Raw genomic sequence first — 18351 nt, 5'->3', positions numbered from 1 at the left:
GTAATAGCATCGTGCTAATACCGTCGGAATCATGCCGACGTATTACCCTCTCTGGAGCGCAAATGAAAACCAAATTAAACGAACTGCTTGAATTCCCCTGTGTTTTTACCTACAAAGTTATGGGTGAGGCAAAGCCGGAACTAGTCGATCTGGTCGTTGAAGTGGTACAGCGTCACGCGCCTGGCGACTACACCCCGCAGATCAAACCCAGCAGCAAAGGAAACTATCACTCAGTTTCCATCACTATCACGGCGACTCACATTGAGCAGGTGGAAACGCTGTACGAAGAACTGGGCAACATCGACATCGTGCGTATGGTGCTGTAAAAAGAACGAGCGGGAAAGTTTGCAAGTGCGGCATTGTTTTGCAAGTACGACATTGTTTTGCAAGTACGGCATTGCTTTGCAAGTACGGCATTGCTTTGCAAGTACGGCATAGTTTTGCAAATATGGCATAGTTTTGTGCCCTATAGCGCTGCGTAATTTTGCATAGTGCTGTTCGCTGAGGCTTCCCGCCGTTATAATCCCCCCACCTTTCCTTAACCTGAAGATGACACACTTGCTACAGGATAAGATCGTCGTGCGTCAATTTGGCGTACAACCGTATGAACCCGTCTCTCTGGCGATGCATAATTTCACCGACCGACGTGATGATAAAACTCCAGACGAGCTCTGGCTAGTTCAGCACCCTCGCGTGTTCACACAAGGTCAGGCGGGCAAAGCCGAACATGTCCTCATGCCCGGTGACATTCCCGTGATTCAGAGCGACAGAGGCGGCCAGGTGACCTACCACGGCCCTGGTCAGCAGGTCATGTACGTGCTGATTGACCTAAAGCGCCGCAAGCTCGGCGTTCGCCAACTCGTCACCGCGATTGAAAATACCGTGATTGGTACACTGGCACACTTCCAGATTGAAGCCCATGCGCGCCCTGATGCGCCCGGCGTTTACGTGGGCGAACGCAAGATCTGTTCGCTAGGACTGCGTATCCGCAAAGGATGCTCTTTTCATGGGCTGGCGCTGAATATCGCCATGGATCTCTCTCCTTTCCTGCGTATTAATCCTTGTGGTTACGCTGGTATGGAGATGACGCAGATAAGCGATCTGGTGCCGGGCGTCACGCTGGATGACACCGCCCCCGTGCTGGTAAACACCTTTTTACAGCTAGTCGGCTATTCTGCACCCGAATGTATTCCTTGGAATCTGGACACACAGGGTGAGCCGATTTCTGGTTAATCTTTTTCATCTTGTCAATAAAAATCAGTCAGTTAGACGACCATTTTTTGATAAATTACATTTTATTCACATAATTTCTTCATTTTGATCGCGCAAGGGCTGATTGTCGTTAGGCAAGATGATATAATTTTTATTGTTTTTTAAAAAAAAGTTTAACTAAAAACATAATCCTTTGAATTTGAATAATAAATTTAAAGAAACGATTCAGAACTGGAACTTACGCAAACATGAGTAAACCGATTCAGATCGAACGCGGCGTCAAATACCGCGATGCCGATAAGATGGCGCTAATCCCGGTACGTACCGTCGTCACCGAACGCCAAGAGCTTCTGCGCAAACCTGAATGGATGAAGATTAAACTTCCGGCGGATTCGAGCCGTATTCAGGGAATCAAAGCAGCCATGCGCAAAAACGGGTTGCACTCAGTTTGCGAAGAAGCATCCTGTCCGAATCTGGCAGAGTGTTTTAACCACGGCACTGCCACCTTCATGATCCTGGGTGCCATTTGTACACGGCGCTGTCCGTTTTGTGACGTTGCCCACGGCCGCCCGCTTACGCCAGATGCCAATGAGCCAGAGAAACTGGCACAGACCATCCATGACATGGGCTTGCGCTATGTCGTGATCACTTCCGTTGACCGTGATGACCTGCGCGACGGCGGGGCTCAGCATTTTGCGGACTGCATTAGTGCTATTCGCCGCAAAAACCCGCAGATTCGTATCGAGACGCTGGTGCCAGACTTCCGTGGCCGTATGGATCGTGCGTTGGAGATCCTGACTGCTACGCCGCCGGATGTGTTCAACCACAACCTGGAAAACGTGCCGCGCGTTTACCGTCAGGTCCGCCCCGGTGCGAACTATGAGTGGTCGCTGAAGCTGCTGGAAAACTTCAAGAGCGCGCATCCTGATATCCCGACCAAATCTGGCCTGATGGTGGGATTGGGGGAAACCAATGCTGAAATCGTGGAAGTCATGCGCGACCTGCGCCGCCACGGTGTGACGATGCTGACGCTGGGACAATATTTACAGCCGAGCCGCCATCACCTGCCGGTACAGCGCTACGTCAGCCCGGATGAATTCGATGAGATGAAAGCCGAAGCCATGGCGATGGGCTTTACCCACGCAGCCTGCGGCCCGTTTGTTCGCTCGTCTTACCATGCCGACTTACAGGCAAAGGGTATCGAAGTAAAATAAGCACTCATATATTTTTACACATTTTTTGTGTGGAATAAAAAACGGACGGTCATTACCGTCCGTTTTGCTATGCAATGTGCGATCAGGATCCTTTGTGTGACGAATCATTCAGCGCAGTCGTATCATCCGTCTTCGCCGGTTGCTCCTCATTCATCGCCTTTTTGAAACCTTTAATCGCCGCGCCCAGATCACCGCCTAAACTGCGAAGCTTATTCGTACCAAACAGCAGAACGATTAATGCGCCAATCACCAACAGTTTGGCAATACTGATACCTTCCATACAAACCTACCTGATTTACAGAGGCTGGAGACGCCAGCAAACGAGAACACGTACTGTCGAACAATGGTTGTCGAAAAAAAGGGTTGTCGAAAAAATTCTTTGTATCCTATGTCCTCTATGTAAAACCTTACGCAGCACGACACAATTGCCATCTGTAACAAAGTAAGACGTATAAGAGCGTGCTTTCGCACGTATTCAACTCCCTTTACCGCTTTCCCTTCCCGCATCACTACAAAAATCCTGTCTGACGGCGTAAACTTTTCATACTGGAGCGGACTCCCTACCCTAGCGCGACCACAATGCTGGTAGCCTGAAGTTCAGGGACAATCACCACTCGGCTAATGATGTCTACGCCCGTCTCGCTGAGAGGTCGTAGCGCCCGATCCAGCGCGCGTCGAGATCGCAAAAACTATCCATGTAAAAAAGCAATCTATGTAAAAAACCATCCATGCAAAAGCAATCCAAGAAAGGTTCCTATGCTTAGTACATTACTCGCGGTATTTATTGGTGGCGGCGTCGGCAGCGTAGCACGCTGGCAGTTGGGCGTTAAATTTAACAGTCTGTATCCAACGTTGCCTTTGGGGACGCTGCTTGCCAACTTGATTGGTGCTTTCGTAATTGGCGGCGCACTCGCCTTCTTTCTGCGCCATCCTCATCTCGATCAGGACTGGAAGATATTGATTACCACCGGGCTATGCGGCGGCTTAACGACATTCTCTACTTTTTCAGCAGAAGTCGTTATGTTCCTGCAAGGCGGGCAATTGGCGGCGGCGGGGTTGCACGTGCTGTTGAATCTGGCGGGGTCGTTACTTATGACCGCACTGGCGTTTGCCTTGGTCACTTGGGTGACAACACACTGATATAACGTGGAAAATGATGAAAAAAAACCCGCCATAGGCGGGTTTTTCACGAAATCGGTATAATTAAATAGCGTTAACGTTAGCAGCAGAAGGACCTTTGGCACCGTCAGTGATTTCGAACTCTACACGCTGACCTTCAGCCAGAGTTTTGAAACCATTGCTCTGGATGGCAGAGAAGTGTACGAACACGTCTTTGCTACCATCTTCTGGAGTAATGAAACCGAAGCCTTTAGACTCATTAAACCACTTAACACTACCTTTAATCTTAGACATCAAACTTACCTTTACATGAATGAAAGACACAAAATCTGTGTCAGATACAGTACAACAATAGATTGACCTTTTGTCCAGTTGAAGTTGGATAAAAAGTGATAAAAGTCGCTAAAAATGTATACCGAATGACCCGCTTACCCTATTTTAACCCGATGCAGAACGCAGAGCGTTCAGTTCTGGCTGGTTCATTACTTTTTATGATATCGAAGGGAGACACTATGGTAAGTAAAACGCTGGGTCTGATCGGGGGCATGAGTTGGGAATCCACCATCCCGTATTACCGCATTATCAACGAGTATGTGAAAAACCAACTGGGTGGCTTGCACTCCGCCAAAATCATCCTTCACAGTGTTGATTTTCACGAGATAGAACAATTGCAGTCACAGGGCGATTGGGCACAGGCAGCAGCCGTACTGGGTAATATCGCCGTAGGATTACGTCAGGCGGGGGCAGACGCTATCGTCATCTGTACCAACACCATGCATAAAGTCGCTGATGACGTTGAACGCGCCAGCCAGCTTCCCCTTTTGCATATTGCTGATGCTACCGGAGCCAGCCTGAAACAGCACGGATTGAAGAAAGTCGGTTTGCTTGGCACCCGCTACACGATGGAGCAAGACTTTTATCGTCAGCGCATTCAGGAGCGGTTTGGCGTAGACGTGATTGTTCCCGATCAGGCAGGGAAAGAAGCCGTTAACCGCATCATTTACGACGAACTGTGTCTGGGAAACATTAACGATACCTCACGGCTGGTTTATCGGGACATTATCCAGCAGCTTGAACAACAGGGTGCGGAAGGCATCATTCTTGGTTGTACAGAGATCCCGCTGTTAATCAACGCTCAGGATGCGAAAGTTCCTCTTTTTGACACCAGTAAGCTCCACGCTATCGCTGCAGCGAAATTTGCGCTTAATCAGCTATTGGTATGAATTAATTAGAGAAAAATAAGATTCACACGCTAACGAATAATAGCCTCTTTTATTTACTCAGGTTTCCTCTTTTTACATAAAAAAAAGCAGTATTGAGAGACTCAATACTGCTTATTCGTATGATTTTATTCCTGGTATGCAATGACTATCGGTACTTCTCGTTATTATTTGCGTAACATTGCTTCAATAAAATCTTTCCAAGTGCTTACTTCTACTTCTACCATGTGAACCTCTTGGTGATTAACGGCGACATATTATACGCACACTTTTTAATCAGGTAAAAGTGTTATGAAAGTATAAAAAGTGTACTGGCATCTATTTCTGCCACACAGTTCACAGTAGATCTCCCCGCCTTTTTTCGGCATGCTGGACTATCGTACGATCTAGCCCAGTGAGGCCATGCTGTTCGATACAGCAATCGTCATGCAAATCAATAAGCAGAAGGATTTTACCCCTATGGCGCTGACTATGTACGGCATTAAAAATTGTGACACCATAAAGAAAGCGCGCCGCTGGCTGGAGGATCAACAGGTGGCGTACCACTTCCATGATTACCGTGCCGATGGTCTGGATGCACAGCAGCTACAGCGTTTTATCGACCAACTGGGATTTCAGGCCTTACTCAACACGCGCGGAACAACCTGGCGTAAGCTCAGTGAAGAACAGCGTGAACAGATCAACAGCAATACCAGTGACAGCGCAGAGGCCGCTAAAAACCTGATGCTGGAACAACCAGCAGTAATTAAACGGCCTTTACTGATTACCGATGACGGTAATGCACTGCTTGGGTTTAGTATCGATAGCTATCAGAAATTTATTGCGGAGAACAAATAACGTGTCTTGCCCAGTCATAGAGCTTGCTCAACAGTTAATTAAACGCCCTTCCCTCAGCCCGAACGACGAGGGCTGCCAGGCACTCATGATTGAACGCCTGACGGCGATCGGCTTTACCGTCGAAGCGATGGATTTTGGCGATACCCAAAACTTCTGGGCATGGCGCGGCACCGGAAAAACGCTGGCCTTCGCGGGTCACACCGACGTGGTTCCCAGCGGCGATGAAAACCACTGGCAGCATCCGCCGTTTGAACCCATCATTCGTGACGGCATGTTGTACGGCCGCGGCGCAGCGGACATGAAAGGTTCACTGGCTGCGATGGTGATTGCTGCCGAGCGTTTCGTCGCCGCCCATCCAAACCATCAGGGACGTCTGGCATTTCTGATTACGTCAGACGAAGAAGCCAGCGCGGTTAACGGCACCGTAAAAGTGGTTGATGCGTTGATGGCACGCAATGAACGGTTGGATTACTGTCTGGTCGGCGAACCATCCAGTACGCATGTCGTGGGCGATGTAGTGAAAAATGGCCGCCGTGGTTCTATCACTGCGAATCTGCGCGTACACGGGGTGCAAGGGCACGTTGCCTATCCGCATCTGGCAGACAACCCTGTTCACCGTGCCACACCGGCGCTCAACGAATTGATCGCCACCGAGTGGGATCAGGGCAACGCATTCTTCCCGCCAACCACGATGCAAATCGCCAATATTCAAGCGGGTACGGGTAGCAATAATGTCATCCCCGGCGAACTGTTTGTGCAATTTAATTTCCGTTTCAGCACCGAATTAACGGATGTATTAATCCAGCAGCGTGTAGCGGAATTACTGGATCGCCACCAGCTTAATTACACCATCGACTGGAAGCTCTCCGGCCAACCGTTCCTGACCGCACGGGGCGAACTGGTCGATGCCGTAGTGAATGCCGTCAAGCACTACAACGAAGTTACCCCAGAGCTGCTGACGAATGGCGGCACCTCCGATGGTCGTTTCATTGCCCGCATGGGTGCGCAGGTGGTTGAACTCGGCCCCGTTAATGCCACGATCCACAAAGTGGATGAATGCGTCAGTGCGGCAGACCTGCAACTGTTGAGCCGCATGTACCAGCGCATTATGGAGCAACTCATCGCATGATGACGTCAGCGATGTTAACCGGTAAAAGCGACCAACATCTGGTCGCCTTAGACGCTCGTCATCGTCTTCAGCCAGAGGCGGTAACGGCGTTTCTGGCACTACAGCAGGCAGCAAAAACCGCAGGCTTCAACTTACAGCCCGCCAGTACATTTCGTGATTTCGAGCGTCAGCGCCAGATCTGGAATGCCAAATTTCGCGGCGAACGCCCTGTTATGGATGCCAACAGCCAGCCGCTGGATGTGTCATTTCTGGACGACGGTGAACGCTGTGAAGCCATTCTGCGCTGGTCCGCAATGCCCGGTTCCAGCCGCCATCATTGGGGCAGCGATCTGGATATTTACGATCCCGATTTATTACCCGCAGGCAGCTCGCTCCAACTGGAGCCGTGGGAATATGAAGAAGACGGCTATTTTGCCGCACTAAATGTGTGGCTGAGCACGCACATGCATGAATACGGTTTTTATCGGCCCTATGCGCACGATCTCGGCGGTGTCGCAGTCGAACCCTGGCATATCAGCTATTATCCATTAGCACAGTATGCGGAAGAGCAACTGACCCCTGACCTCATTCTTGCCGCCTGGCAAGATGAAGACATCGCAGGCTACCATTGGCTTTGCCAACACTTACCGCAACTGTTTACCCGTTACATTCATAACGTTGATGAGGCATGATTCATGGCATGGCTGGCTGATTACTGGTGGATAATCCTGATTATCCTGATAGGCATGCTGATTAACGGCATCAAAGAACTGCGCAATGTTGACCATACGCGTTTTCTGCTCAACAAACCGAAATTGCCCCCGCATCGTGACAACAACGACAAATGGGACAATGAAGACGACGACTGGCCGCAGAAAAAGCCCTGACACCTGTCATCACCAAACCGCCTGCACACAAGCTAAGTCTCGCGCTGCGGGGGGTTGGGTTATCACGTAGCGGGAACAAAACTTTCCGCCCGTTCCAGAAGAAAATCATAAAACTCTTTCGCACACACCGAAAGCTGGCGTTCTTTATCCGTCACCAGATAGATACCGCGCTGCAACGATAAATCCCGAAACGGGATAATCGCAATGTCTTTGTGCTGGAACTGGAACAGCGTCAGCCCCGTAACAATACTCACACCATAATTTGCCGCCACCAGCCCCATCATTGTGGTCAACTGACGCACTTCCAGCACGTAGTTAAAGCCTTCCGGTTCGATAAGCTGATCGGTGTACTGCCGGATACTGGTGCCTTTGCAAAACCCAACAAACGGATACTGCACCACATCAACCACATCAACATTAGCGCGTTGTGCCAGCGGGTGCTGGTTATGGCAGATCAGATAGAAGCTATCGGCGAACAGCATGCGGGAGCTAAACGTTCCCGGCGATGGCTGCCCTGCCGTCAGCGCCAGATCGGCGTGACCATCCAGCACCGCTTTCAGACAACGATCCCACTGTGTATCCAACAGCTCGACCTTAATCTTGGGGTAAGCCCGGTGATACTGCGTCAATACCTGAGGCAACCATTCCACCGCCATTGACGGCAGTACCGCCAACACAATTTTCCCTTTATAGCCGGTGGCATAAGACTTGATCTCACCGACAGCATCATCATGGGTTTGCACCAGACGACGGGCAATCTCAATGAAATGGAGCCCATCAGCATTGAGTTGCACTTTACGGGTATCACGGTCAAATAACCGATAGCCGACCTCTTCCTCTAACCCGGCAATTAATGAACTAAATGCAGGCTGAGAGAGATTTATTTTCTGGGCGGCACGCGTGAAATTATCAGTTTCTGTCAACGCGATAAAGGCCCGTAATTGTTTTATCGATAAGTTCATAGTGTTTTTATATAAATAAAATGAAGTCTCCGGTAAGAAAGGAACGAATTCAACAGAAAAAAACCGCAACGACTGTTTTTATGATCCTTCCCGCATTTATTTAATTCCATTCAAACAAAATTCACCATTCATCAAAATGGACATCTTAGATAAATATCACAAACCATAAAAAACAATTAAGCAAAAAGGCCTAACTATACAAACCAAATCAACCAATTAACCATTAATAAGAAAAACAGAACAGTTAATACCATTAACAAATAAAATAAACCCATCAAATTTACGAATAAAACCATTTCGATTACGAGTTAGTATAAAGAGGGATGAGGGTGATAAAAATAGTGCAGACAAAAAATCAAATGACTCTGGGGTAGGCATTCATTTTTATTTGTTAATTATCACATGGATTGTTATTGAGTTGTTTAATTTATTGTAAATAAAACATATAGACAACATACAGTACCCTAAATAATTCGCGTTGCGTGAAGGCGGCAACCGAGCGAATCCCCAGGAACTTACTCAGGTAAGTGACTGGGGTGAGTAAGGGCGGCCAACGCACAAGCAGCGTGAAGTATAACGGGTAAATTATACTAATGAGGAGTTTTTATGCTAGCTCTCATCGGGGTGCTCACCATAGCTACCCTGCTATTTTTTATCATGACAAAGCGAATGTCGCCTCTGGTGGCGCTTATCGTTATTCCGGTTCTCGGTGCGCTCGCCGCAGGTAGCGGCACCGATACCGCGAAATACGTGGTGGACGGCATCACCAAACTGGCACCGATGGCAGCGATGTTTGTTTTTGCCATCGCCTTCTTCGGTGTCATCACCGATGCCGGTATGTTTGATCCCATCATCAAAGGGATCTTACGCATGGTCGGCACCAGCCCGGTCAAAATCATTATCGGCACGGGCGTGTTAGCACTGATTGCGCACCTGGACGGTAACGGAGCTGTCACCTTCCTGATCACCATTCCCGCGATGCTGCCACTGTTTGATAAACTCGGCATGGATAAGCGCATTCTGGTCGGGATTACCGCACTCAGCGCGGGTGTTAACTTCTTACCGTGGACCGGGCCGATGATCCGCGCCGCCGCCGCGTTGAACACCACCACGCACGACCTGTTCATTCCGCTTATCCCGGCACAGGTTTGCGGCCTGACGTTCATGGTGCTCATGGGTTATTACTGGGGCAAAAAAGAAGAGAAGCGTCTGGGATTGGCATCGGGTAATCCGCTGGCGGGTGGTACGCAATCCATCACGACTGAAGTGCATGTGAAAGAGCTGACCGATGCGGAAAAAGTGCTGCGTCGTCCAAAAATGTTTTGGGTCAACATTGCACTGGTTCTTGCCGTGATCGGCACTATGGTGTTTACCAAAATTTCGCCGACGGTCGCCTTTATGATCGCCCTAACGCTGGCGCTGATGTTCAACTACCCCAACGTTGAAATGCAAAAAGAGCGCATTAACGCCCACGCCAAAGCCGCACTGATGATGGCTAGTATCCTGTTCGCTGCGGGTGCCTTCACCGGCATTATGAGCGGCACCGGTATGCTGAAAGCCATGTCGCTCTCGGCAGTCAGCTTCGTGCCGGAATCTTTTGCCTCCCACATTCCGTTCATCGTCGGCCTGATCTCCATGCCGTTGAGTCTGGTATTCGACCCGGATTCGTACTACTTCGGCATCATGCCGGTCATTGCCCACACCGTGGACATGCTGGGTGTGCCGCCGATTCAGGTTGCGCAGGCTTCCGTATTAGGACAGATGACCACCGGCTTCCCGGTTAGCCCGCTCACGCCGGCTACCTTTCTGCTGGTCAGTCTGGCGGGTGTCGATCTCGCCGACCACCAGAAATTCTCTATTCCTGTGCTCTGGGCCGCCAGCGTCATCATGACGTTCGCCTGCGTCATCTTCGGGGTCTTCCCCTTATAGAGAACATACGGTTTCCCATTGATTACGCCAACAGACACATTTCATTGATAAAGGTAAGTTTATGAAAACAATTCGTATTGGTTCCGGGGCTGGTTATGCCGGCGATCGCATCGAACCGGCCGTAGAACTGGCTCAAAAAGGCGACATTCAGTATCTGGTATTTGAATGTCTGGCGGAACGTACTATCGCCATCGGTCAAAAGCAGAAGCAGCAGAACCCAGAAAAAGGCTACAACGAACTGCTGGCCGACCGTATGCACGCCGTGCTACCGCTTTGCCTGGAAAAAGGTATTAAAATCATCACTAATATGGGCTCAGCTAATCCCGTCGCAGCCGGTCAACGCGTATTAGAAATCGCCAAGGAACTGGGTGCAGACAAGCTGAAGATTGCGATCGTCACTGGTGACGATGTGCACTCGGTGCTGATCGCACAAGATTCCAAATTGGACGAGATTGGCCAACCTGTTTCACGCTGCGGTAAAGACATTCTTTCCGCCAATGCCTATCTGGGTGCAGATGCGCTGGTTGAAGCGTTGCGTCAGGGTGCAGACGTGATTATCGCTGGCCGCGTTTCCGATCCCTCTCTGTTCCTGTCCGCGATGATGTATGAATTCGACTGGGCTGCCGATGACTGGGATCGTCTGGGCAAAGGCACCTGCCTCGGCCACCTGCTGGAATGCGCGGGACAAATTACCGGCGGTTACTATGCCGATCCCGGCGTTAAAGATATCCCCAATCTTGACCGTCTGGGCTTCCCGATTGCGGAAATTACCGAAGATGGCAGCGCGGTGATCACCAAAGTGGAAGGTTCCGGCGGCTGCGTCTGTGTCGACACCTGCAAAGAACAGTTGTTGTACGAAATTCACCGTCCGGACAGCTACATCACCCCGGACGTGATTGCCGATTTCAGCCACGTGACATTTACGCAAGACGGTGAGAACCGCGTGCGTGTACAGGGTGCGACCGGACGGGCAAAAACCGATACGCTGAAAGTGTCTGTCGGCTATCAGGACGGCTTCATCGGCGAAGGGGAAATTTCCTATGCGGGGCCCGGTGCAGTCGCGCGCGGCCGTTTAGCGCTGGATATCGTCAAAGGGCGTTTTGCACTGTGCCAACTCGACCCTCAGGAAGTACGCTACGACCTGATCGGCGTTGATTCACTGCACGGTGCACAGCGGTCGCAACGCAGCGAACCGTATGAAGTTCGCGCTCGCGTCGCAGCACGCTGCACCTCCAGAGCACAGGCGGTGAAAGTGGGTAACGAAGTTGAAACGCTTTATACCAATGGCCCGGCAGGCGGCGGCGGTGTTAACAAAGCGGTAAAAGAAATACTGGCGATGGATTCCACCCTGCTGTCTCGCGCCTGCGTCACACCAGCCGTTGATTATCTGGAGATTAAATAATGAAACTGCGTGAAATTGCTCACTCTCGTACCGGCGATAAAGGAAATACCTCCAATATTTCACTGATTGCTTACCGGGCAGAAGATTATGACGTGCTGAAAGAGAAGATCACTGCCGAAAAAGTGAAATCCTGGTTCGCCGATATCGTGACGGGTGATGTGGTTCGCTATGAGTTACCCAGCATCGGTGCACTGAACTTCGTCATGTACGGCGCACTCGGCGGCGGCGTCACCCGCTCGCTGGCGCTGGACATGCACGGAAAAGGACTAAGTTCAGCCATACTGGATATCGATATTTAATCCGATAATAGGGAACAGATGGGAGTTATTTAATTACCTCTGTTCCCGCTAAATAATTAACACTCGCCGCTACGATTAACAGATATTTATTACCTGCGGGATTCGTGCGGCCATTTTCAGAGCAACAACTTTCAGAGTAAAAACACAATGAATAATAAAGTCATTGATGCCAGCCATTTTCGTTCTTATTTATTCGACGGAATGACAATTATGTTCGGTGGTTTTATGGGCGTCGGAACACCGAAATTATTGGTAGATGAAATCATTAAATCCGGCGTCTCTGATTTAACCCTGATTGGAAATGATACTGGGTTTGTCGATACCGGTGTTGGGCCGTTAATTGTCAGCGGTCAGGTAAAAAAACTGATTACCTCGCATATTGGGACGAACCCGGAAACCGGACGTCGTATGCTCTCCGGTGAACTTGACGTAGAACTCGTTCCACAAGGCACGTTGGCAGAGCGTATTCGCAGCGGCGGCGCGGGCTTAGGCGGTTTTCTGACACCGACCGGCGTTGGCACAATCGTCGAAGAAAATAAACAAAAAATAACCATTAACGATATTACCTATTTATTAGAACTGCCCATTAAGGCAGATCTCGCCATATTACAGGCCAGCATTGCCGACACCAGCGGAAACCTTATTTATCACCTCACCGCCCGTAATTTCAACCCACTTATTGCGCTTGCCGCGAAGAAAGTCGTGGCGCAATGCGAGCAGGTTATTCCGGTTGGCCAACTGGCACCAGAATGTATTGTCACCCCAGCGGCACTGGTTGATCACCTTTATTTGGGAGAAAAATAATGGATGCAAAAGAATTAATCGCCCGCCGCGTCGCACTGGAACTGAAAAACGGCGACGTGGTGAATTTAGGCATTGGCTTACCCACCAAAGTGGCGAATTACGTGCCGCATGGCATCGAAGTCACTTTCCAATCGGAGAACGGCTTTTTGGGGCTCGGTGCGGTTACCGAGCCGGATGGCAATCTGGTTAACGCCGGGGGGCAGGCATGCGGCATGGTGCCGGGTGCGGCAATGTTCGACAGCGCTTTTTCTTTTGCGCTGATTCGCGGCGGCCATGTCGATGTTTGCGTACTGGGCGGCTTGCAGGTCGATGAACACGGCAGCCTCGCCAACTGGATGGTACCGGGAAAAATGGTGCCAGGCATGGGCGGCGCGATGGATCTGGTTGTCGGGGCGAAGAAGGTCATCATCGCCCTTGAGCACTGCGCCAAAAATGGCGATGCAAAACTATTGCATCAATGCACCTACCCGCTAACCGCCGCCAATAAAGTCAGCATGGTTGTCACCGAGTTAGCCGTCTTCCAGTTTATCGATAGACAAATGGTGCTGACTGAAATCAGCCCTGATATCACCGTGGACGAACTGCGCCAAAAAACCGAGGCGAACTTCATCGTGTCCGCCGATGTAAAACCCTTCAGCATTCATTAATCGAGGCGATCATGAACGACTCCATTGTTATTGTTAATGCCAAGCGCACCGCAATTGGTAAATTTGCAGGCAGTCTGGCCAACACCTCTGCTATCGAGATGGCCTCTGCCACCATCCGCGACTGCCTGTCGACGCTGCCGGATACGCTGGCGATCGATGAAGTGATTCTCGGCAACGTGCTGCAAGCCGGTCTGGGACAAAACCCCGCGCATCAGGCCAGCCAAGCTGCCGGTCTGTCTTTTGAAACTCCTTCACTGACCATCAGCAAAGTATGTGGCTCCGGCCTGAAGGCCGTTGTGCTGGGCGCACAGTCTATTCTGTCCGGCGATAATCAGGTCTGCGTGACCGGCGGGATGGAAAACATGAGCGCCGCGCCTTACCTGCTGGAAAAAGCGCGCCACGGTTACCGCATGGGAGACGGCAAGCTCGTTGACATCATGATTAAAGATGGTCTGTGGTGTGCGTTTAACGATTACCACATGGGCACCACAGCGGAAAATATCGCCGAGCGCTATCAGCTCACGCGAGAAGAACAGGATCGGGTGGCGCTGGCGTCGCAGCAGAAAGCGGTCGCCGCGATTGAAGCGGGTCGCTTCAAAGTCGAAATTACCCCACTGTCGCTGCGTAGCAAAAAAGAGACACGGATTTTCGATCGGGACGAATTCCCTCGCGCAGACACCACGCTGGCGTCGTTGACAGCGTTACGTCCGGCATTCTCCGCGAATGGCACCGTCACCGCTGGCAACGCATCCGGCATTAACGATGCCGCCGCGACGCTGGTGTTAATGCGTGAATCCGAAGCGAAAAAACAGGGTATTACCCCGCTGGCGCGTATCCGTAGCTGGGCTTCGGCTGGCGTACCGAGTGAAGTCATGGGGCTGGGGCCAATTCCGGCGACGCAGAAAGCGCTGATCAAGGCTGGGTTGACGATCGGCGATATTGACCTGATCGAAGCCAATGAAGCCTTTGCCGCGCAGTTTCTAGCCGTACAGCGCGATCTCCAACTAGACCCAGAAAAGGTGAATGTTAACGGCGGTGCGATTGCATTGGGTCACCCTATCGGCGCGAGCGGTGCCCGTATTCTCGTTACGCTGGTACATGCGCTGCACAGCTATAACAAAACGCTGGGGTTGGCGACGCTGTGCATCGGCGGCGGGCAAGGTATCGCCATGATCGTCGAGCGCGTTTAAAGCGGGTTGTTGGTCGAAACGTGTGTCAGAAAATAAAGTAATCTGACCGTCGACAAACCTATTTGCAGAACGAAAACGGTAGTAACGGAATAGAAGAGTAAAGCGTTTGCGCCAGGGATGGCGCAAGCCGAGCGCACAGGGATGTGTTTACAGCGTCTTTACGATCTATCCGTTACTACCGCTCTACGGACGGTTTTTATTGTTTTAACTGGGGAACAGCAGCACAACTCCTCGGTTAAAACGTTTCCCAATTCGCATTCGATGATCCGGCTGACGTGGGTTTAGGCAGAAGCGATTTCGGTAATGCAGCCGGAGAAGGGGCACTCGCCACACGCGGTTCCTGCGCAGCCGACTGATTAATTTTGAACACCTCAACGGCGTTCTGCAAAAATCTAGCCTGCTCTTCTAATGCCGCTGCGGCAGAAGCCGATTCCTCAACCAGCGAAGCGTTTTGCTGCGTGACGCGATCCATTTCATTCACCGCCTGCCCGACCTGATCGATCCCCCGGCTCTGCTCGTCCGAGGCCGATGCGATTTCTCCCATGATATCCGTTACCCGGCTCACGGCACTGACGATCTCCTTCATCGTCTCGCCCGCGTCTTTTACCTGCAAAGAACCGGTATTGGAACGGCTAACCGAATCGTCAATCAGCACTTTGATCTCTTTTGCGGCCTGCGCACTGCGCTGTGCCAGTGTGCGTACTTCACCTGCTACCACGGCAAAGCCACGTCCCTGCTCCCCGGCACGCGCAGCCTCAACCGCCGCATTCAGCGCCAGAATATTGGTTTGGAAAGCAATACCATCAATCACGCTGGTAATGTGGGCGATTTTTCGTGAACTATCAGAGATCTCATCCATCGTTTTCACGACGTTATTGACCACAACCCCACCCTTATTCGCCGTCTCTGACGCACTTTTTGCCAGCAGCGTGGCCTGACGCGCGTTGTCTGAGTTCTGCCTCACCGTTGAGGTAAGTTGTTCCATGCTAGCAGCGGTTTCCTGTAGCGAGGCGGCCTGTTGCTCCGTGCGCGAAGACAGATCATGACTGCCCGCTGAAATTTCACTGGCACCCGAGTGAATGGAGTGGGAACTGTCGCGCACCAAACTCACGGTACGGGTTAATGACTGCTGCATATGGTGCAGACCCGCCGCCAGTTGGCTCATCTCATTACGCCCGCTAGCATCAATATGCAACGTCAGATTACCTTCGGCAATGGCGCTAATATGCCGCATGAGCGTGCGCAGCGGATGTAAAAGAATACGCTGCAATCCGATCCAACTGAGGATAATCACCAGCACGACAACCACGGAGAGTGCGCCTAAAAGCCACAGCATCGTTTCAAACGCGACGTGGTTTTCCTGTAAGCCATCGTCCGACAACTGGTTTTGGGCCGCACGCCACGTAATATAGGCATCCTGCATCGCCACGTTAAACGGCGTCGCCCCACTGCTCAATTTCATCGCTGCCCCCGCTAGCCCACCGGAAAGCGAATCAACAATGTCATTCAGCAACTTATCGTAGGCGGTATAACTCTCCTCAAGCTTTTTAGATAATGACTCATCCAATCCGGGCGTATTAGGCAGGGACAAATAATATTTATAGCTACTCTCTGAAGCGACCAGTTGCGATTTCGCCTGCTGTAAGAGTGCCTGCATAGCTTCTTTATCCGCATTTCCCATCATCATGTTTTGTATAATAGAACCAATCGCGATGCGTGTCTGATTCATCATAATCCAGGCATCGGTAAAGGCGGCCACATTCTGGTTAGAGCGTTGAGAAACAAGGAAACTGTCTTTATCGTTCATCAATGCCCGAACGGATAGCGCCCCGGTTAAAAATTGAGATACACCTAATACAAACAAGAGAATAACAAGGATGGTAATGACTTTAATACGCTTAAACATGGCACACCCTCTTTTTCCATAAGGATGTGATAGTTATATCCGAAAAAATAAGGAAAATATTGAACGTTCAACACAAATCAAAACATTGCCGATATTATTTAACATCCCAATATGGATTATATTATCTTTAATATGGATAAAACCTCACGTCTGAAAACATATTATAAATTTAATATATGCAGGCCGTATTAGTTATCAAAATAACCAATAAGATAATCTGATGGCATATCGTCCATACCCTAAATAATTAGATGACAAAACGTTAGTGTATTGAGCAACGCGGTACGTTGGCCTGAAAAGCCAACGCACAAAACGCTTGAGTATAATAGGATAGGTTTTATTTGAGGTAGGCCAATGCCTGTTTCAACATCCGTTCATCAATGCCGTGCCCAACACCGGGCACACTATCCAGCGTAAACAACGTCCCCAGTTCCTGAAAGCGGCGGGAGGCAGCATGCGCATGCCCAACCACAATGACACCGTCCGCTTCACCATGAATCAGATGCACCACAACATCGGCAAATGCGGTCTCCGGTAAAACAGCAAAGCGACCGCTAAAAGCAATAATGTGTCCAGCGAGTGAGGCTTCAGATTTCAGCGCCTCCAGCGACATAATGCTCCCCTGCGAGAACCCCACCAGCACGGTTTGTTCTGCGCTAATGCCGGTTTGCTCCTGCCAATCGCGCACCGTCTCAATAAAACGCGGCAGGTTTGCTTCAATGCGCGATAACCGATTATCTTCCGTCACGCCCTGAACAGAGAACCACTGCCGCCCGTCACCATAGCCGGTACTAAATGGCCCACCAATGCTGACCACCATCGCCTGCGGTAATGCGGCAGCAAAATAGCGCCCAATTTGCGCCATACCTGCCGCAGTATCACCCACGCCATGAAACAGCAGAATTAAGCGATTCACCTCAGAGGGTTGCTGAACAACAATATAATCTTGATTCACGTTTCTCTCCTGACGTCGTGCACCGAACGCGTCATCTGCCGACAGTCGTCATAAAATACGGTTAATTCTCACTATACGCCGCACGCTGACAGGAGAAATCGGGAATTACTGAACGAGATGTTCCATTTTTTGCAATGACAGAAGGGCATCAGCTAGGCGCACCGTCAGTGCGGTTTGATAATACGGATCGTTGAGGCCGGATCGTTCACCAGACAACGTGCCGGCCGCACTGGCCGTTTGACCAATCCACCACCGCAGTTGGGGCAGACGTGGTGAAATACGGAATCCGCACAGTCTGGGCAGAATGTACATTCGTAGGAGCAGATATACGTTTCGGCATCCGGCGGTAAATCACAGTCACAGTGTTCACAGTTAGGGCGTAATTCCAGCATCGGCTTATCCTGATTCAATCAAATACGGTCGCTACAACGTAGCAGATCCCACCACCCTGCGTGAATCCATTTACCGCACAGTGCCAACATCAACGTAGTGACATCACGCCTGCGGGGAAGAAAAACGCCGCCATTCCGCTATCCGTAAAGAATCAGTAAAAAATACGTAGAAAGCACGCGAGCGCTACGCTCTCCACATAAAAAACCGCCTTCCATCGCTCCATACTGGCTGCGCATATTGGTCTGGCTTTATTGGTTTTAGCCGGAT

The 18351-nt window shown here is 50.6% G+C and carries 23 protein-coding genes; 15 read left to right on the top strand and 8 right to left on the bottom strand.

The features are described 5' to 3' along the window. Positions 1 to 62 precede the first annotated feature (62 nt). The 3 genes from ybeD to lipA all read left to right on the top strand — a co-directional run bounded on the left by ybeD (position 63) and on the right by lipA (position 2426). Positions 63 to 326: a DUF493 family protein YbeD gene (ybeD, locus tag A8F97_RS02880; RefSeq protein WP_005976281.1), complete on the top strand. Its 264-nt coding sequence runs from the start codon at positions 63 to 65 to the stop codon at positions 324 to 326. A 223-nt stretch (positions 327 to 549) separates the two neighbouring features. Next, positions 550 to 1233, top strand: a complete 684-nt coding sequence (gene lipB / locus A8F97_RS02875) for a lipoyl(octanoyl) transferase LipB (protein ID WP_183042263.1) — start codon at positions 550 to 552, stop codon at positions 1231 to 1233. Between the two features lie 227 nt (positions 1234 to 1460). Then, positions 1461 to 2426 carry a lipoyl synthase gene (gene lipA / locus A8F97_RS02870; protein ID WP_014700745.1) on the top strand — a complete coding sequence of 322 codons (966 nt, stop codon included), beginning with the start codon at positions 1461 to 1463 and terminating at the stop codon, positions 2424 to 2426. A gap of 82 nt (positions 2427 to 2508) precedes the next feature. On the opposite strand, the gene tatA is transcribed toward lipA, so the two are convergent. Then, entirely contained in the window at positions 2509 to 2706 is a 198-nt protein-coding gene (gene tatA / locus A8F97_RS02865) for a Sec-independent protein translocase subunit TatA (RefSeq protein ID WP_014700746.1), read from the bottom strand. Positions 2707 to 2986: 280 nt separating this feature from the next. Continuing rightward, positions 2987 to 3112, bottom strand: coding sequence for a hypothetical protein (locus A8F97_RS24955; protein ID WP_257785659.1), 126 nt, complete (start codon positions 3110 to 3112; stop codon positions 2987 to 2989). Positions 3113 to 3182: 70 nt separating this feature from the next. On the opposite strand from A8F97_RS24955, the gene crcB reads away from it, so the two are divergent. Continuing rightward, on the top strand, positions 3183 to 3566 hold the full coding sequence (crcB, locus tag A8F97_RS02860) for a fluoride efflux transporter CrcB (protein WP_014700747.1): 384 nt from the start codon (positions 3183 to 3185) through the stop codon (positions 3564 to 3566). 63 nt (positions 3567 to 3629) lie between these two features. Here crcB and cspE read toward each other — a convergent pair whose 3' ends face one another. Continuing rightward, positions 3630 to 3839, bottom strand: a complete 210-nt coding sequence (gene cspE / locus A8F97_RS02855; RefSeq protein WP_005976270.1) for a transcription antiterminator/RNA stability regulator CspE — start codon at positions 3837 to 3839, stop codon at positions 3630 to 3632. 218 nt (positions 3840 to 4057) lie between these two features. Here cspE and A8F97_RS02850 point away from each other — a divergent pair, with 218 nt between their 5' ends. Continuing rightward, on the top strand, positions 4058 to 4768 hold the full coding sequence (locus A8F97_RS02850; RefSeq protein WP_014700748.1) for an aspartate/glutamate racemase family protein: 711 nt from the start codon (positions 4058 to 4060) through the stop codon (positions 4766 to 4768). Between the two features lie 164 nt (positions 4769 to 4932). Here the strand turns inward: A8F97_RS02850 and ypfM are convergent, their stop codons facing one another. Next, positions 4933 to 4992, bottom strand: a complete 60-nt coding sequence (gene ypfM, locus A8F97_RS25090; protein WP_137739554.1) for a protein YpfM — start codon at positions 4990 to 4992, stop codon at positions 4933 to 4935. Between the two features lie 232 nt (positions 4993 to 5224). On the opposite strand from ypfM, the gene A8F97_RS02845 reads away from it, so the two are divergent. Genes A8F97_RS02845 through A8F97_RS02830 form a run of 4 tightly spaced genes read left to right on the top strand, consistent with a single transcriptional unit; the run spans position 5225 to position 7597 of the window. Next, on the top strand, positions 5225 to 5602 hold the full coding sequence (locus A8F97_RS02845) for an ArsC family reductase (RefSeq protein WP_025918743.1): 378 nt from the start codon (positions 5225 to 5227) through the stop codon (positions 5600 to 5602). A 1-nt stretch (position 5603) separates the two neighbouring features. Continuing rightward, positions 5604 to 6731: a succinyl-diaminopimelate desuccinylase gene (gene dapE / locus A8F97_RS02840; RefSeq protein WP_033071803.1), complete on the top strand. Its 1128-nt coding sequence runs from the start codon at positions 5604 to 5606 to the stop codon at positions 6729 to 6731. Next, positions 6728 to 7402 (top strand): M15 family metallopeptidase, encoded by a 675-nt coding sequence (locus A8F97_RS02835; protein WP_025918744.1) that lies wholly within the window; start codon positions 6728 to 6730, stop codon positions 7400 to 7402. Before dapE ends, A8F97_RS02835 begins: the two co-directional genes overlap by 4 nt. A 3-nt stretch (positions 7403 to 7405) precedes the next feature. Further along, complete coding sequence (locus tag A8F97_RS02830; RefSeq protein ID WP_014700752.1) at positions 7406 to 7597, top strand: YpfN family protein; 192 nt, start codon at positions 7406 to 7408, stop codon at positions 7595 to 7597. A 62-nt stretch (positions 7598 to 7659) separates the two neighbouring features. Here the strand turns inward: A8F97_RS02830 and A8F97_RS02825 are convergent, their stop codons facing one another. After that, a complete protein-coding gene (locus A8F97_RS02825; protein ID WP_015730932.1) occupies positions 7660 to 8559 on the bottom strand; it encodes a LysR family transcriptional regulator in 900 nt (299 codons plus the stop codon). A 606-nt stretch (positions 8560 to 9165) separates the two neighbouring features. Here A8F97_RS02825 and A8F97_RS02820 point away from each other — a divergent pair. The 6 genes from A8F97_RS02820 to A8F97_RS02795 all read left to right on the top strand — a co-directional run bounded on the left by A8F97_RS02820 (position 9166) and on the right by A8F97_RS02795 (position 14830). Continuing rightward, entirely contained in the window at positions 9166 to 10488 is a 1323-nt protein-coding gene (locus A8F97_RS02820) for a CitMHS family transporter (protein WP_014700754.1), read from the top strand. A gap of 61 nt (positions 10489 to 10549) precedes the next feature. Next, positions 10550 to 11890, top strand: a complete 1341-nt coding sequence (locus tag A8F97_RS02815; protein ID WP_014700755.1) for an acyclic terpene utilization AtuA family protein — start codon at positions 10550 to 10552, stop codon at positions 11888 to 11890. Next, positions 11890 to 12189 carry an AtuA-related protein gene (locus A8F97_RS02810; protein ID WP_005976252.1) on the top strand — a complete coding sequence of 100 codons (300 nt, stop codon included), beginning with the start codon at positions 11890 to 11892 and terminating at the stop codon, positions 12187 to 12189. The genes A8F97_RS02815 and A8F97_RS02810 overlap by 1 nt, the downstream gene beginning before the upstream one ends. 147 nt (positions 12190 to 12336) lie before the next feature. Next, a complete protein-coding gene (gene atoD / locus A8F97_RS02805; RefSeq protein WP_015730933.1) occupies positions 12337 to 12993 on the top strand; it encodes an acetate CoA-transferase subunit alpha in 657 nt (218 codons plus the stop codon). After that, complete coding sequence (locus tag A8F97_RS02800; protein WP_014700758.1) at positions 12993 to 13640, top strand: 3-oxoacid CoA-transferase subunit B; 648 nt, start codon at positions 12993 to 12995, stop codon at positions 13638 to 13640. The genes atoD and A8F97_RS02800 overlap by 1 nt, the downstream gene beginning before the upstream one ends. Positions 13641 to 13651: 11 nt before the next feature. Beyond that, on the top strand, positions 13652 to 14830 hold the full coding sequence (locus tag A8F97_RS02795) for an acetyl-CoA C-acetyltransferase (protein WP_033071804.1): 1179 nt from the start codon (positions 13652 to 13654) through the stop codon (positions 14828 to 14830). Between the two features lie 235 nt (positions 14831 to 15065). Here A8F97_RS02795 and A8F97_RS02790 read toward each other — a convergent pair whose 3' ends face one another. From A8F97_RS02790 to A8F97_RS22895, 3 genes are all read right to left on the bottom strand, one after another. Continuing rightward, on the bottom strand, positions 15066 to 16736 hold the full coding sequence (locus A8F97_RS02790) for a methyl-accepting chemotaxis protein (protein ID WP_014700760.1): 1671 nt from the start codon (positions 16734 to 16736) through the stop codon (positions 15066 to 15068). Between the two features lie 337 nt (positions 16737 to 17073). Then, on the bottom strand, positions 17074 to 17691 hold the full coding sequence (gene ypfH / locus A8F97_RS02785; protein WP_014700761.1) for an esterase: 618 nt from the start codon (positions 17689 to 17691) through the stop codon (positions 17074 to 17076). Positions 17692 to 17855: 164 nt separating this feature from the next. Next, positions 17856 to 18083, bottom strand: coding sequence for a DUF1272 domain-containing protein (locus A8F97_RS22895; RefSeq protein WP_014700762.1), 228 nt, complete (start codon positions 18081 to 18083; stop codon positions 17856 to 17858). Positions 18084 to 18351 lie beyond the last annotated feature (268 nt).

The organism is Pectobacterium parmentieri, from assembly GCF_001742145.1.
GTDB lineage: Bacteria > Pseudomonadota > Gammaproteobacteria > Enterobacterales > Enterobacteriaceae > Pectobacterium > Pectobacterium parmentieri.
Note: the sequence above shows the minus strand (reverse complement) of the source record. Positions and strands in the feature narration are given on the sequence as shown.